We start from the raw sequence: 14,580 nt of genomic DNA, 5'->3' as shown, positions 1-14,580 counted from the left end.
CGCGTCAGGCGTTGAACGGCACGCTGCGCAGCAGCGCGGCAATCACATCGTCCGAGCTCTTCTGCTCGGCTTCCGCCGCGAAGGACAGCAGGAGACGATGGCGCATCACGGGTGCGGCGAGCGCAAGGATGTCCTCGCGCGTGGCCGCCAGGCGCCCGTGCAGCAGGGCACGCGCCTTCGCGGCGAGCACCAGCGACTGCCCTGCGCGCGGACCCGCGCCCCACTTCACCCAATTGCGGATCTCCGCGGGCGCGTGCTCGCCAGGACGGCTTGCGCGCACCAGGCGCGTGATCCACCCCATCAGGTCGGGACCCAGGTGCACTTCGCGCACGCGTGCCTGCAAGGCCAGCACTTCTTCGCCGTGCATCACCTGCGGCACCTGCGCGGTCGACGTACCGGTGGTCTGCGCCAGGATGTCGTACTCCTCGCGCTCGCTCGGATATTCGACGCGGATGTGCAGCAGGAAGCGATCGAGCTGCGCTTCCGGCAAGGGATACGTGCCGGCCTGCTCCAGCGGATTCTGCGTGGCGAGCACGAAGAACGGCGACGGCAGCGCATGCGTCACGCCGGCGTAGCTCACCGTGCGTTCCTGCATCGCTTCCAGCAACGCGGCCTGCGTCTTCGGCGGCGTGCGGTTCAATTCATCGGCCAGCAACAGGTTGGTGAAGATCGGCCCCGGCTGGAAACGGAAATGCCGATGCCCGGTGCCATGGTCTTCTTCCAGCAACTCGGTGCCGAGGATGTCGCTCGGCATCAGGTCGGGCGTGAATTGCACGCGGCGGAACTGCAACGCCAGTGCCTGCCCGAGCGAACGCACCAGCAGCGTCTTGCCCAGGCCCGGGACGCCTTCGAGCAAACAATGCCCGCCGGCAAGCAAACCGATCAGCAATTGTTCGACCACGGCCTCCTGCCCGACGATCGCCTGCGCGATCGCAGCGCGCAGCGTGGACAGGTGCGCAAGCTGCGCTTTCAGGTCGGCTTCGGTGACGGCGTCGTTCATGGTGGAGGACCTGTCAGCTGTTCAATGCATACATGACGATGTTGACCGCGAACTTGGTGTTGTCCTCGGCCAGGAAGCGTTTGTTGCGCCAGTCGTAGTCCCACTCGCAACCATAATCCTTGTTGCTGTAGAGCACGCCGAGCCGGCCGTCAATCTCGATCCCGCGCAGGTAATCGTGCACGAGGTCATCGCCCCACCCGTTCAACTCGAAGCCCGTTGCGGGCGGCCCGTCCTTGAACTGGAAGAAGCTGCGGTAGAGCGGATGGTTGTTCGGCAACTTCTTCAAGGCCTTCGGCCCGAAGATCGAGGCCATCTGCGCTTCGAAGGACTTCGCGAACAAGCCATCGATGTCGTGGTTGCAATCGTCGACCAGCACGAAGCCCCCGTTGCGCACGTACCGCTCGAAGTTGCGCCGCTCCTGCGGATTGAACTCCACCAGCTTGTGCCCGGCCATGTAGCAGAACGGCGCCGTGAGCATCTTCGGATCGGCCAATGCCAGCACGTGCTCCTTCGGGTCCACGCGCAGGTTGGTGTAGTCGATCAGCGAGGTGACCAGGTTGGACGGCATGCGCTGGTCCACGTCCCAGTCGCCGGAGTCGTACTTCAGGCGCGTGAACCAGAAGTCGTACTCCGCCCGCGCCGCGCGCACGCGTGGCGGAAGTGCGGCTCCGGCTGCCCCGAGGAGGAGCAGCCGGAGGAATTGCGATCGCGTCACACGGCGTCCGAGAGCGAAGTGAAGGTGAAGTCGCGCAGCTTCATCGGCGGGATCATCATCAGCAGGTTCGACTCGTCGCCCGCCACGCGGACCGGCTTGCCGAGTTCCTCGATGTTGTTGAGCATGATCACCGGCGATTCGTTGAAGCGGAAGTTCTTCACCGGATGCTTGATCACGCCGTTCTCGATGTAGAACGTGCCGTCGCGCGTCAGGCCCGTGAGCAGCACCGTCTGCGGATCCACCATGCGGATGTACCAGGTGCGCGTGACCAGGATGCCCTTCTGCGTGCCGGCCACCAGCTGCGCGGTGGTCTTGTCGCCGCCGGACATCAGCAGGTTGCCGGGCTCGCCGACCGCACGCTTGCCCTGCTTCTTCGCCCAATAACGCGAGTACTGCAGCGCGCTCACCTTGCCGTTCTGCACGATCGGCATCTTCTCGCGCGGCAGGCCTTCGCCGTCCCACGGCAGCACCGGCGCTTCCGGATCCCACGGATCGGCGCTGAAGTTCACGCGCGGGTCGTAGACCTGTTCGCCGAGCTTGTTGCCGCCGCCCTTCTTCGACAGGAAGCTGCGGCCTTCATCGGCCTCGCGCGCGCCGAAGAAATTCATCATGAAGGAGATCAGGCCCGCGGCCGCGGCCGGTTCCAGGATCACCGTGTACTTGCCCGGCTCCAGCGCCTTGGCTTCGGACGACTCGGTGGCCTTGCGCATCGCGATGCGGATGTCGTCGTCGGCCTTGAACTCGCCGGCGTCCTTCACGTCGCGCCCCACCCAACCCGAGCCGTGCCCGTCTTCGGTGCGCACGGTGCAGGTGTAGTTGAAGTTCGTCGCGCGCTGGTAACCGTAGTTGCCCTTGCTGTTGGCGAAGGCCACGAAGCTCTGGCCGTCTTCCAGGAAGCCGGCGGCGATCAGCTTTTCGTTCTTGCACGGCCCGATCGAATCGGCCGCGACCTGCGCGCGGTATTCCGGCGTGATCGCCGCGATCGACGGGCTGAAGGTCGGGCTGGGCTTGTAGGTCTGCTTTTCGATCGCCGGCATGAACTCCGGGTTTTCCGGCGCCAGTCGAGCGAGGTCCTCGGCGCGGCGCACCACGCGTTCAAGCGCGGCGTCGTCGAACTCGTTGATCGTGGCCACGCCGACCTTGCTGCCGAAGGCGACTTCGACCGCGAGCTCGGTGTCTTCCACGATGCCGCTGGTGGAAATGTTGTTCAGCGCAAAACGGATGTTGCCGTCGACCGAACCGGTCAACTGCGCCGTGCACTGGTCGGCCTTCGACAAGGCGACGACCTTGTCCAGGATCGCCTTCGCCTGCTCTTCGGTAAGGATGCTCATCTAGTGGGTCTCCAGGCGCAGGTCAGCCGAGGTTGCGGGCGGTGTTGATGACGTTGATGCCGTTGAAGCGTGCCGTGCTCGACCCGTGCGAGACCGCCGAGACCTGGCCCGGCTGGCCCTTGCCGTCGAAGAACGAACCACCGAGGCGGTAGTCGCTTTCGTCGCAGACCGCGACGCACGCGTTCCAGAACTCCGGCGTGCGGATCTGGTAGGCCACGTCTTCGATCTGGTGCGTGATCTTGCCGTCCTTGATTTCGTAGAACAGCTGGCCGCCGAACTGCGCGTTGTAGCGCTGCTGGTCGATGGAGAACGAACCGTCGCCGATGATGTAGATGCCGTTCTCGACGTCCTTGATCATGTCCGCGACGGAGAGCTTGCCCTTGCCCGGCGCCATCGACACGTTGGCCATGCGCTGGAACTGCACGCTGGACCAGGAGTCGGCGTAGCAGCAACCGTCGGATTCGGTCTTGCCCAGGATGTGGGCCTGGTCGCGGATGGTCTGGTAATCGACCAGCACGCCGTCCTTGATCAGGTCCCAGCGCTTGGTCTTCACGCCTTCGTCGTCGTAGCCCACCGCACCCAGGCTGCCCTTCTGCAGCTTGTCGGCGAACACCGTGACGTTGGGGCTGCCGTACTGGAACTTGTTGGTGCGCTTGTCGAGCGTGGCGAAGCTGGTGCCCGCGTAATTGGCTTCGTAGCCGAGCACGCGGTCGAGTTCGGTCGGATGGCCGATGGACTCGTGGATGGTGAGCCAGGTGTGCGAAGGATCGAGCACGAGGTCGTACTTGCCCGGCTTCACCGACGGCGCGGTGAGCTTGGCGCGCGCCTGCTTGGCCGAGGCGATCGCGTCTTCCTTCATGTCGTAGGACAGGCCGTAGTTCACCACGCCGTTGGGCGAGACGAACTTGCCGGACTGCGCGCCGTCGAGGTATTCGAAGCCCATGCCCATCGGCGAGGACAAGCCGTCGCGCGTGCGGAACTTGCCGGTGGCCTTGTCGATGGCGGTGGCCGTCATCGGCGCCCAGATGCGGTGCACGTCCTGGTCGATGTAGCTGCCATCGGTGGACGCGAAGTACTTCTGCTCGTTGACCAGGAAAAGCATCGAGTTGACGAAGTCGGCGCCGGCGTTGATCGCCGCGGCGTTCACGCCGAGCAGCAGGTCGACCTTGTCCTTGAGCGGCACTTCCATCGAGTTCTTGACGATCGGCGTCTTCCACGCGACCTCGCCCACGCCCGGCGTCTTGGCCAGCTGCACGGGGGTGGTCTGCATCTTCGAATTGGCCTTGGCGATCGCGGCGGCCTGCTGCGCGGCCTTCACCGCACCCTGCGACGTCAGGTCGTTGGTGGCCGCGAAGCCCCACGCGCCGTTGACGAGCACGCGCACGCCGATGCCCGTGGACTCGGTGTTGACCACGTTCTCGACCTTGTCTTCGCGCGTGATCACGAACTGGCGCAGGTAGCGCCCGATGCGCACGTCGCAATACGAGGCGCCCGCCGAGGTGGCCGCCTGCAGGGCGGCGTCGGCCAGCGTCTTCTTCCGTGCCACGTCCAGCGGCACCACCAGCGCCTCGGCGGCGATGGCGCGCCCGAAGGGCAGCATCAGGCCGGCCACGCCGACGCCTGACATCGTGAGGAACGTGCGTCTATCCACTTGTGTACTCCCCGAGAGAATGGATCCCGAAATCCCCGGCGACTGTGCGGAGCCGCGCCGGGCTTGGTCAAGTGACCTTCGGGCTACCGGAAGGCCGAGGAGCACCGCCTCCTGCGTTGTCCCCTTCCATGACCCTGCAGGATCTCGGCAATATCGCCCAGGCCGTGGGCGCGGCCACAGTGGTGGGCGGCGCGATCTTCGCGCTGATCCAGTTCCTCGAATACAAACGTCAACGCCAGGAGGCGGTGGCGGCGGAGGTCATGCGCACCTTCATCGGCGCCGAGCTCGCGCGCGCCCTGACGATCCTGCGCGGCATGCCGGATGCGGTGTCGGCCGAGCGCCTGCGTGACGAGGGCTTCGAAGCGGAGTACGCCGCGGTGCTGGTGTGCACGACGTTCGAGACGCTCGGCGTGTTGGTCTTCCGCCGGATCGCGCCCTTCCCGCTCGTGGTCGAACTCGCGGGCGGCATCATCGTGGTGATGTGGCGCAAGCTCGGCCCGTGGTTGATCCAGATCCGCGAGGAGCAGAAGCAACCGTCGTGGGCCGAGTGGTTCGAGTGGCTCGCGCGGCAATGCGAGCAGTGGAAGGACGAGGACCGGCCGGCGTACATCAAGCACGCCGACTGGAAGCCGCGGCGCTGAGGCGCCCGCACGCCTCAGGGGCGCGCGGGCATGATCGTCCACGCGAGATTGGTCACTGCGGACGTGGGCGTGGTGGTGCTGCCGTTCGCCGAGCGCCACACCACGTCCTGGCCCGTGCGCACGTTGCGCCAGAACAGGTCCGCGCGACCGTCGCCATCGAAATCGGCGACGCGCACGACCTTCCAGTTCCGGTCGGTCACGGCCGGCAGGCCGCGTTGCGTGTCGGTATGCGCGGCCAGCCAGATCGTGCCCTGGCCGGTGCTGGTGTTGCGCCAGACCACGTCGGCCTTGCCGTCGTTGTCGACATCGCCGACGGCGGTGATGTCCCATGCCAGGTTCGTCACGCCGAGCATGCCCTGGACCTTGGCGGTCGTGCCCGAGCGCCAGATGATGTTCTCGCCCGTGGCCGTGTTGTGCCACACCACGTCGTCGGCGCGATCGCCGTCCACGTCGCCCGTGCCGGCAACCCGCCACGCGAGGTCCGCATTGCCGGCCGCCATCACCTGCGTCTTGGCATCGCCCGAATACCAGAGGCAGTTCTGCCCCGTGCGCGTGTTGCGCCAGAACAGGTCGTCGCGACCGTCCTTATTGAAGTCGCCGACGCCCATCACCGTCCAGCCCTGGTCCGCGACGCGGGCCATGCCGCGTTGCGTCGCACTGTTGCCCGACAACCAGATCGTGTTCTGGCCATCGGTCGTGTTGCGCCACGCAAGGTCCGCGCGGCCGTCGCCGTTGAAGTCGCCGATGCCCACGACCTTCCACGCCTGGTTCGTGACACCCAGCATCGCCTGCTGCGTCGCGGCATTCCCCGATTTCCACAGCGTGTTCTGGCCGGTGGTGGTGTTGCGCCAGAACAGGTCCGCGCGGCCGTCACCGTCGAAATCCTGGTTGTTGCGCTGGAACGGCACGAGCGAGATCTTCAGCACCCGGCCGCTGCGCGAGGCCGCGTACAGCGTGCCGTTGCGGATGGCGATGCCTTGCAGGTTCTCGGGGATGTTGCCGAAGGTATGGATCATGCCGTTCGGCGCGATGCGGCGCAGCGTGCCGTCCGCCACGACATACAGGCCGGTCTTGTCCACCGCGATGTAGCGCACGACGCCCAGGCCCGCCTGCGTCGCCGGACCGCCGTCGCCGCTCTGCACGCTGCTGCCGTTGCCGGCAAAGGTGGTGATGATGCCGTCCAGGTCGATCCTGCGGATGCGGCGATTGCCCACGTCGCTGACGTAGGTGATGCCTTCGAGGTCGACCGCGACCGAATTGGGATACGACAACTGCGCGAACGCACTCGGCCCACCGTCGCCACTGAAACCCGACGCGCCGTTGCCCGCCACGGTGGTGATGTCGCCGTAGACGTCGATGTAACGCAAGCGATGGTTGCCGTAGTCGGCCACGAACATGCCCAGGCCCAAGCTGTCCGTGGTGATGCCATACGGGTCCATGACCGCCTTGCTTGCCGGACCATAGTCGCCATTGCTGCCCATCGGCGTTTCGGAGGCGCGCTCGCCCGCGAAGTCCTGCACCTTGCCGTTGACCAGGCGATAGATGCGGTCCTTCGTGCGATCGCTGACGAACACGTCGGTGCCGTTGCCGGCCCATGCGACGCCCCACGGATCGATCAGCGCGAAGTCGGTGCCGTTGCAAGGATCGCTAGTGCAGTTGGAAGCGCGGCGGCCGTTGCCCGCGAGCGTGCGGATCCTGCCATCGGTGCCGATGCGCATGACGCGCTTGGCGAACCAATCGTCGACGAGCGCGATTTCGTTCTTCGCATTCACCGCGATGTGGCGGCCTGTGGTGAGGCGTGCGGTGAGGGCCACGCTGTCGTCGACGACGGTGGCGCCGTTGCCGGCGACGGTCGAGATCGTGCCGTCGTTTGAATCCACGCGGCGCACGCGCTGGTGCGCGGGTTCGGCGAAGTACACGTTGCCATCGGGGCCGACGGCGATGCCCTCGACCTCGCTCGTGCCTGCGCTGGCGGCAGCGCCGCCGTCGCCGTGGAATTCGCAGTCCCCGGACGCGCCGGCGACGAGCGTGTCGGAAGACCCATCGGGTGCGAAGCGCCGCAGCGAGCACTCACCGGTCTGCGTGTAGAGCAGGTCGCCGGACGGCATCACCCGCACGTCGTAAGGCGCCAGGTCGGCCGCGAACTTGACCGTGCTGATCGTGCGGCCGGTGGACACCTTGCGGATCCGGTTGTTGCCCGTGTCCGCGATGTACAGGTTGCCGGCGGCATCCACGTCGATGCCTTCGGGCGTGTTGAGCTGCGCAGACATGGCACCGCCGCCGTCGCCGTAGAAGCCGCGGGAGCCGTCGCCGGCGTAGGTCCAGGTCACGCCCCCGCTGACGACCACGATGCGATGCGCAGACGCGTCGCTGATGAACAACTGGCCGGCTGCATCGAACGCGATGTCGTAGGGATACGCGAGGCCCGCATCGGTCGCAATCACGCCCTCGCCCGTCGGCTGTGCGCTGCCGCTGCCCACGACCGTGGTGATCGTGCCGTCGGTTGCGATGCGACGAATGCGGTGGTTGCCGGTGTCGGCGAAGAACAGATTGCCATCCGCGTCGAAGCGCAGGCCCATCGGTTCCTTGATCAGGGCCTGCGAGGCGGGCCCCCCATCGCCGCCGAATCCGAGCGGACCGCCCACGATCGTGGTGATCGTGCCATCGGTGGACACCTTGCGGATGCGGTTGCCGAAGGATTGCGAGAAATACAGGTTGCCCGCGGCGTCGAAGGCCACGTCGTGCACGCCGTGCAGGTTCGCCAGCGTGGCGGGGCCGCCGTCGCCGGACGCGGCGTTGCCCGCGATCACGGTGTAGTCGATCGACAGCGGCGCAAGCGACGCACCGGCCGAAGCGATGCTCGCAACGCCGACGACCAGGCCCAGCGTTGCTGCGCACTTCAGCGTGGCGGCCATGCGGCCGCCGTTCGTGATCTTCATGGTGCAGTCCTTCAGGGCTGGCTTTCGGTGGGCAACACGGTCCACGCAAGGTCTGTCACGCCGCTCACCGCCGTCTGCGTCAGGTTGTTGGCCGCACGCCAGATGGTGTTCGCACCGTTCGTGGTGTTGCGCCAGAACAGGTCCGCGCGACCGTCGCCGTCGAAGTCGCCCACGCGCTGGATCTGCCAACCTGCCTGCGTCACGCCCACCACCGTCTGCAACGTCGCGGAATTGCCCGCCTTCCAGATCGTGTTCGCCCCGGTCACCGAATTGCGCCACGCGATGTCGGCGCGGCCGTCGGCGTCGAAATCGCCGATGCCCACGGTCTTCCATCGCATGTCTGTGATGCGCGTGATGCCCTGCTGCGTGGCACCGTTGCCCGACTTCCAGATCGTGCCGCTGCCATCGGCGGCGTTGCGCCACAGCACGTCGTCGCGGCCATCGCCGTCGAAGTCGCCCGCACCGACGACCTGCCAGGAGAGGTTGGTCACGCCTGTCGTCGTGGTCTGCGTCGCATTGCTGGCCGAGCGCCAGATCGTGTTCGCCCCGGTGGTGGTGTTGCGCCAGAACAGGTCGCTGCGGCCGTCACCGTCGAAGTCGCCGACGGCCACGACCTTCCATGCCTGGTCGGTGACGCCCACGGTGCTGATCTGCTGCGTGCTGATCGCCCCCCGCCAGATGGCATTCGCGCCGGTGTTGGTGTTGCGCCAGAACAAGTCGGTGCGGCTGTCGCCGTCGAAGTCGCCGGAGCCGACGAGCTTCCACGCCTTGTCGGTCACGCTCGTCACCGCCTGCTGCGTCGCCGCGCTGCCGCCCTTCCACAGGGCGTTCGCGCCGGTGGTGCCGTTGCGCCAGAACAGGTCGCCGCGGCCGTCGCCTTCGAAGTCGTGCACCGGGCGGGAGAGCGCGGCGCGCGTCACGCGGCCGTTCTGCCCGTTCACGATGAGCGCGTTCCAGCCGATTGCCAGCCCACGGGCGTAATCGCTGAAACCCTCGACCGTGTGCACCAGGCCATCGCGCCCGAGCTTGCGTACGCGGCCACTGACGGAGAAGAACACCTCGCCGTGATGCACCGCCAAGCCATAACCGTCGGGAATGTAGGTGTTGACCGCGTTCTGTCCTTCGGACTCGTCCTGGCTCAGGCCGCCGTTGCCGACGACGTGGGTCACCGAACCGTTCGGTGCGAGCTTGTAGATGATCAGCGAGTCCTTCTCGTAGTAGTACACGTTGCCCGCGACGTCCGTGGTCAGCGACATCGGGTGGTAGGACGTGGCGACGGTCGTCATCGCGCCGGCGGCATCGACCTTGCGGATGCGGTTGTTGAGGTAGTCGGCGATGAACAGATTGCCCGACGGATCGAACGCGATGCCGTACGGATCGATCTTCACCGACGTCGCCGGCGCGCCTTCGCCACCGCCGACCGAGCCGCGATAGCCGGCGACGACGCGCATCGTGCCGTTCGCGTCCACGGCATACACCTGGTTGAGGACACGGTCGCCGACGTGCAGCGTGCCGTTCGGCGCATAGGCAACGCCCCACGGCTGGTAAAGGCTGAAGTCCTTGGCGGCGCAAGGCAGGCTGCAGCTCGTGGACAGCGTGCCGTTGCCCGCGCGCAGTTTCGCCGTGCCCGACGCGGACACTTCAACCACGCGCCGCTCCCACATCGAGTCGGCGATCGCGACATTGCCGGTGGCGGACGTCGCAACGCCCAGGCCCCAGGTCAGCGGAACGTCGAGCGCAGGCGTGCCGTCCGTGAACGTGCGCTTGCGGCCGGCGAAGGTGGAGATGAAACCGTCGGCCGAAATGCGACGGATGCGGGAGAAATCGGCATCGGCGAGATACAGGGCGCCCGACGCGTCGAAGACCATGCCGTCGACCGAACCGCTGCTCGCCAGCGACGCCATGCCGCCGTCGCCCTTCTCCTCGCAGGTGCCGTCGCCGGTGACCGTGGTGGTCACGCCGTCCTTCCACTTCATCACCAGGCAACTGTTGTAGTCGTCCGTGTACACCGCGCCATCCGGCCCGACGGCGACGTTGGACGGCTGCATGAAGTCCCAGGTCATGATCGTCGAGATCGTGCCGTCGGTGGCGATCTTGCGGACCGCGCTGTTGACCAGGTCGGCGACGTAGAGATTGCCGGCGGCGTCGAAGTCGATGCCGAGCGGGCGATTGAATCGCGCGGAAGTCGCCGGGCCACCGTCGCCGACGTAGCCGATACCGCCATCGCCTGCGAACACGCTGATCGTGCCGCTCTCCATCGCGATCTTGCGAACGCGGTAGTCGCTCGCGTCGGCGAAGTACAAGTCACCGGCCGCATCGAACGCGAGGCCGCTGGGTTCGTACAACTTTGCGCTGGTCGCGGGGCCGGTCCCCGAGACCTGTTCACCACCACCGGCGATGGTCGTGATCGTGCCGGCGCCGTCGATGCGACGCACGCGATGATTGCGCGAGTCGGAGAAATACAGATTGCCGGAGGCATCGCGCACGAGGCCCATCGGGCCGCTGATACGCGCCGCGGACGCCGGGCCACCGTCGCCGCTGAAGCCGACGCCCGCGCCGCCGACGATCGTCGTGATCGTGCCGTCCGGCGCGATCTTTCGGATGCGGTTGCCGGCGAACTCGCTGACGTAAAGATTGCCGGCCGGATCCAAGACCAGGTCGCCGAGGCCGATGAAGCTGGCGTTGGCCGCCTGCCCACCATCGCCGGTGACACCGCCCGCGATCAGGCGAAAATTCAATGGCGCGGCTTGCGCCGGGACCACGAGACTCGAGGAGAGCGCCAGGGCGCCCGCAAACATCGATGCGCAGAACGCGCGACCGAACACCGCCAGGCGCGATGCGCCCTGCTCCTTGCTTTCCATGCAATCCGCCTCGTCGACCGCGCCCCCGATCATCGGAGGCCCCCCACGGTTACGCGCGACTATATCCGGGCCCACGGCGGCCGCGCAGCGGGAATTCCTCCCGTAGACCGCAGGTCACCGGGTGACTTCGCGTCACTGAATGCCGCGATACGTCTTCAGATCGCGATCCATCGCCACGAGGATCTGGTACTGGTCGTCGCTCGCCGCCAGGTCCATGCGGCCGTCGGTATAGGCGGCGACCAGGTGCTCGCAGGTCGCACGCTCGTCCTTCACGTCCTTGAACAGGCCCGCCACGCTTTCATCGCTCTGCGCGCGCAGGTCGTCGAACACGCTTGCATAAAACGTCCTCGCTGCTTCTTCGCCGCGCTTCACCTGGTGGAGTGCCTGCAGGTAGCGGACATAGCCGTTGGCGGTTTCCACCATCAACTGGTTGCGCGCCCACCATGCATCACGCGCGGCATTGGCGGCGGCGGCGTGGTCGGCGTCGATCGCCGCGCAGCGGGTGGCGACGTCGTTGACCACCATCGCGGTGGAGATGGCGAAGCCGGCGGCGGTGTCGCGCGCGGCGTTCGCATCCGGACGCCACGGGGGCGTGCCATCGGCGGACTGGCCGGCGAACACGGGCAAGGCAACGCATGCGAGCGCGCCGATCAGGATCGTCTTGCGGAAATTCATTTGCACTTGCTCCCCGGGCTTCCCCAAGCCACGGGTCGAGACTAGTCCCGCATTCGCGCGCCTACAACCGTCCCGAAGTGCGAATCGCGCATTCAGCGCGAAAGAAATTTTCGCTCAGGCCTTGCGGAGGAAAATCGTCTTGAGCACGAGGCCCTTGATCTTCTCGGAATTGCCTTCGATGTGCTCAGGGTCGTCCTCGACCAGGCGGATCTGGCGGATCACCGTGCCCTGCTTCAGCGGAATCGAAGACCCCTTCACCTTCAGGTCCTTGATCACCACCACCGTGTCGCCTTCGACGAGCACGTTGCCGTTGCTGTCGCGCACGACCATCGCCGCGCCAGGCGCTTCAACGGCCTCCGCCGTCCATTCGAAACCGCAATCCGCGCACACGAACCGATCGCCGTCGGCGTAGGTGTTCTCGAGCGTGCATTGCGGACAGGCGGGAACGTGCGGCATGGCGGCGACCTCTCGGGGGGCCGCCATTCTAGGCCTCAGGGCGTGGCCGGGACGGCCGCTTCGAATCCCGCGCAGTTCGGCGCGAGCGACTGGCCGAAACCCTGGGGCCCGGTGTAGGCCAACTCCAGGCGGGGCGATGCGCCGATGAGATATTCGATCTGCTCGTCCTTCGACGGCCCGGCCTTGAGCACGATCGCCTCGCGCTTGCCCTCCGGCGTGTCGACCGTGCGCGTGCCCGTCACGTCGATCGCGAACGTGCCCTCGCCCTTGTCGTACTGATAGAACGGCACCGCGTACGACGCACCTTGTTCCAGCGGCAGTGCGGCGAACATCACGCCATAGAGGTTGCCTTCCCACACCGGGCGCGCGAGCGGCTTGGTCGTCGTGGTGTCCTTGCCGTCCTTGTCCCAACGCGTTTCCGTCACGCCCTTGGCGTCGTAGACATCGCGCACGTGCGGCTTGCCGAATCGCGCGCTCGCGACTTCGAACGGACGCAGCGTGGCCGCATCGAGCAGGAAGGTATCGCGCAGGTCGAACTTCGCGCCCATGCGCTGGTGCACGACCACTTTCAGCGCGGGCTTGCCGTCGTGCGTGGTGCGTTCGATCGACTGGAAGGTGTGGCCGACGGTCTGCGTCGCGCCGTCCTTCGAGGCCGTGATGGCGTAACACCAGGTGCCTTCCGGCAGACGGTCGCCTTGCGGCGCGGGCGTAGCCGCCGCAAGCGCGGCAGTGAGTGCGAGAGCAAGCATGCGGGGCCTCCTCGGGGGAGGCCCAGCGTGCGGCGGGGACGGCGGTGCCGTCCCCTGCCTTTCGTCAGGGCTGGAACTCGGCCGGCTGCACGACCCACGCCTGGCTGCCGACTGCCGCCACCGGCATCACCAGGTTCGGATCGCCGCTGCGCCAGATGGTGTCCGCGCCCGTCGAGGTGTTGCGCCAAAGAATGTCCGCGCGCCCGTCGCCGTCGTAATCGGCGGCCGCGACGACCTTCCACTGCAGTGCGATGGTCGGCACCGCGCGCACCCAAGCGCCGTTGGCGTCGTTCCACAGCGCGTTCTGGCCCGTCGTCGGGTTGCGCCAGAAGATGTCGGCGCGGCCGTCGCCGTCGAAGTCGCCGACGCCCTGCACCTTCCACTGCTGGCTGGTGACGGAGGTGACCGTCTGTGGCGTGCTGTAGTTGCCCGAACGCCAGATCGCATTCGCGCCCGTCGCGGTGTTGCGCCACAACAGGTCGGAGGCGCCGTCGCCGTTGAAATCGGCCACGCCCACGATCTTCCAGTTCCTGTCGGTGATCGTGGTCATGCCGGTCTGCGTGGCGGCGTTGCCCGAACGCCACATCGCATTCGCGCCCGTGTTGGCGTTGCGCCAGACCAGGTCCGACTTGCCGTCCTTGTTGAAGTCGCCCACGCCGACGACGGACCACGCCAGGTCGGTGACGCCGGTGGTGGCGGTCTGCGTGGTGTTGTCGGCCGAACGCCAGATCGTGTTCGCGCCGGTCTGCGTGTTGCGCCAGAACAGGTCGTCCTTGCCGTCGCCGTCGAAGTCACCCTGGCCAGCGATCTTCCAGGCGAGTTGGGTGACGCCGGTGATGGCTTGCGTCTTGGTGCTGTTGGCGTACTTCCAGGCGACGTTCTGCCCGGTCTGCGTGTTGCGCCAGAGGACGTCGGAGTAGCCGTCGCCGTTGAAGTCGTGGGCGACGGGCGCGGTGGTGGCGTTCGCGAGGTTCGCATGCCAAACGCGGCCATCGCGCGTGGTCACATAGAGGTGACCGTCCCGCGTCGCCAGCGACACCGCGTAAAACGGCAGGCCGTGAAGCGTTTCGAGCACGCCAGCGGGATTGAAGCGGCGGACGGAGCCACCGGAGATGAAATAAACGCCGGAGGCGTCTGCCGCAAGACCACCGGAAATACCGACGACGGCGTTTGCCGCGAGCGTGCCATCGGGAGATGCCGAATAGTCCCCGTTGGCCGGATCGGCACCGGCGAACGCGGTCATGATGCCGTCGGTGCCAATCCTGCGAATGCGCCCGCTCTCGGCAAAGTATATGTTGCCCGTCGCATCGACGGCGATTTCGAACGGACGCACAAGCATGGCGTCGACGGCCGGCCCGCCATCGCCGGATCTCGTCGGGTAGCCGACTGTTCCCGCGATGATGGAGTTGTTCCCCGCCAAGTCGATTTTTCGAATGACGTTGTTTGTGTAGTCGGCCACATAGAGGTTGCCGATGCTGTCCGCCGCAACGGAGCGAGCGCCCATGCCGCTGATGTAGTACGTGTCCACCCCGTCGAGCGACGTGATGCGAGACGCGCCGCGG

Annotated in this window: 11 protein-coding genes; 1 reads left to right on the top strand and 10 read right to left on the bottom strand. The window is 66.7% G+C overall.

Annotated elements, in window-relative coordinates; translation table 11 throughout:
• Positions 1-4: 4 nt before the first annotated feature.
• The 4 genes from LVB87_RS11310 to LVB87_RS11295 are packed head-to-tail and all read right to left on the bottom strand — an operon-like array spanning position 5 to position 4,697.
• Complete coding sequence (locus LVB87_RS11310) at positions 5-1,000, bottom strand: MoxR family ATPase (protein WP_232898058.1); 996 nt, start codon at positions 998-1,000, stop codon at positions 5-7.
• Between the two features lie 13 nt (positions 1,001-1,013).
• Positions 1,014-1,715: a DUF4159 domain-containing protein gene (locus tag LVB87_RS11305; protein WP_232898057.1), complete on the bottom strand. Its 702-nt coding sequence runs from the start codon at positions 1,713-1,715 to the stop codon at positions 1,014-1,016.
• A complete protein-coding gene (locus tag LVB87_RS11300) occupies positions 1,712-3,046 on the bottom strand; it encodes a TldD/PmbA family protein (RefSeq protein WP_232898056.1) in 1,335 nt (444 codons plus the stop codon). Before LVB87_RS11300 ends, LVB87_RS11305 begins: the two co-directional genes overlap by 4 nt.
• Positions 3,047-3,068: 22 nt before the next feature.
• On the bottom strand, positions 3,069-4,697 hold the full coding sequence (locus LVB87_RS11295; protein WP_232898055.1) for a TldD/PmbA family protein: 1,629 nt from the start codon (positions 4,695-4,697) through the stop codon (positions 3,069-3,071).
• 128 nt (positions 4,698-4,825) lie between these two features.
• Here LVB87_RS11295 and LVB87_RS11290 point away from each other — a divergent pair, with 128 nt between their 5' ends.
• The gene (locus LVB87_RS11290) at positions 4,826-5,338 is read left to right on the top strand and encodes a hypothetical protein (RefSeq protein ID WP_232898054.1); all 513 of its coding nucleotides are present in this window, start codon (positions 4,826-4,828) and stop codon (positions 5,336-5,338) included.
• Positions 5,339-5,352: 14 nt separating this feature from the next.
• Here LVB87_RS11290 and LVB87_RS11285 read toward each other — a convergent pair whose 3' ends face one another.
• From LVB87_RS11285 to LVB87_RS11260, 6 genes are all read right to left on the bottom strand, one after another.
• Positions 5,353-8,277: an FG-GAP-like repeat-containing protein gene (locus tag LVB87_RS11285; RefSeq protein WP_232898053.1), complete on the bottom strand. Its 2,925-nt coding sequence runs from the start codon at positions 8,275-8,277 to the stop codon at positions 5,353-5,355.
• 11 nt (positions 8,278-8,288) lie between these two features.
• The gene (locus tag LVB87_RS11280; protein WP_232898052.1) at positions 8,289-11,138 is read right to left on the bottom strand and encodes an FG-GAP-like repeat-containing protein; all 2,850 of its coding nucleotides are present in this window, start codon (positions 11,136-11,138) and stop codon (positions 8,289-8,291) included.
• Between the two features lie 132 nt (positions 11,139-11,270).
• Complete coding sequence (locus tag LVB87_RS11275) at positions 11,271-11,813, bottom strand: hypothetical protein (protein WP_232898051.1); 543 nt, start codon at positions 11,811-11,813, stop codon at positions 11,271-11,273.
• A 114-nt stretch (positions 11,814-11,927) separates the two neighbouring features.
• Complete coding sequence (locus LVB87_RS11270) at positions 11,928-12,269, bottom strand: zinc ribbon domain-containing protein YjdM (protein WP_232900549.1); 342 nt, start codon at positions 12,267-12,269, stop codon at positions 11,928-11,930.
• 35 nt (positions 12,270-12,304) lie between these two features.
• On the bottom strand, positions 12,305-13,018 hold the full coding sequence (locus LVB87_RS11265; protein ID WP_232898050.1) for a hypothetical protein: 714 nt from the start codon (positions 13,016-13,018) through the stop codon (positions 12,305-12,307).
• A 64-nt stretch (positions 13,019-13,082) separates the two neighbouring features.
• Positions 13,083-14,261 carry a VCBS repeat-containing protein gene (locus LVB87_RS11260; protein WP_232900548.1) on the bottom strand — a complete coding sequence of 393 codons (1,179 nt, stop codon included), beginning with the start codon at positions 14,259-14,261 and terminating at the stop codon, positions 13,083-13,085.
• Positions 14,262-14,580: the final 319 nt, after the last annotated feature.

Source organism: Lysobacter sp. KIS68-7 (assembly GCF_021284745.1).
Taxonomy (GTDB): Bacteria; Pseudomonadota; Gammaproteobacteria; order Xanthomonadales; family Xanthomonadaceae; genus Noviluteimonas.
Note: the sequence above shows the minus strand (reverse complement) of the source record. Positions and strands in the feature narration are given on the sequence as shown.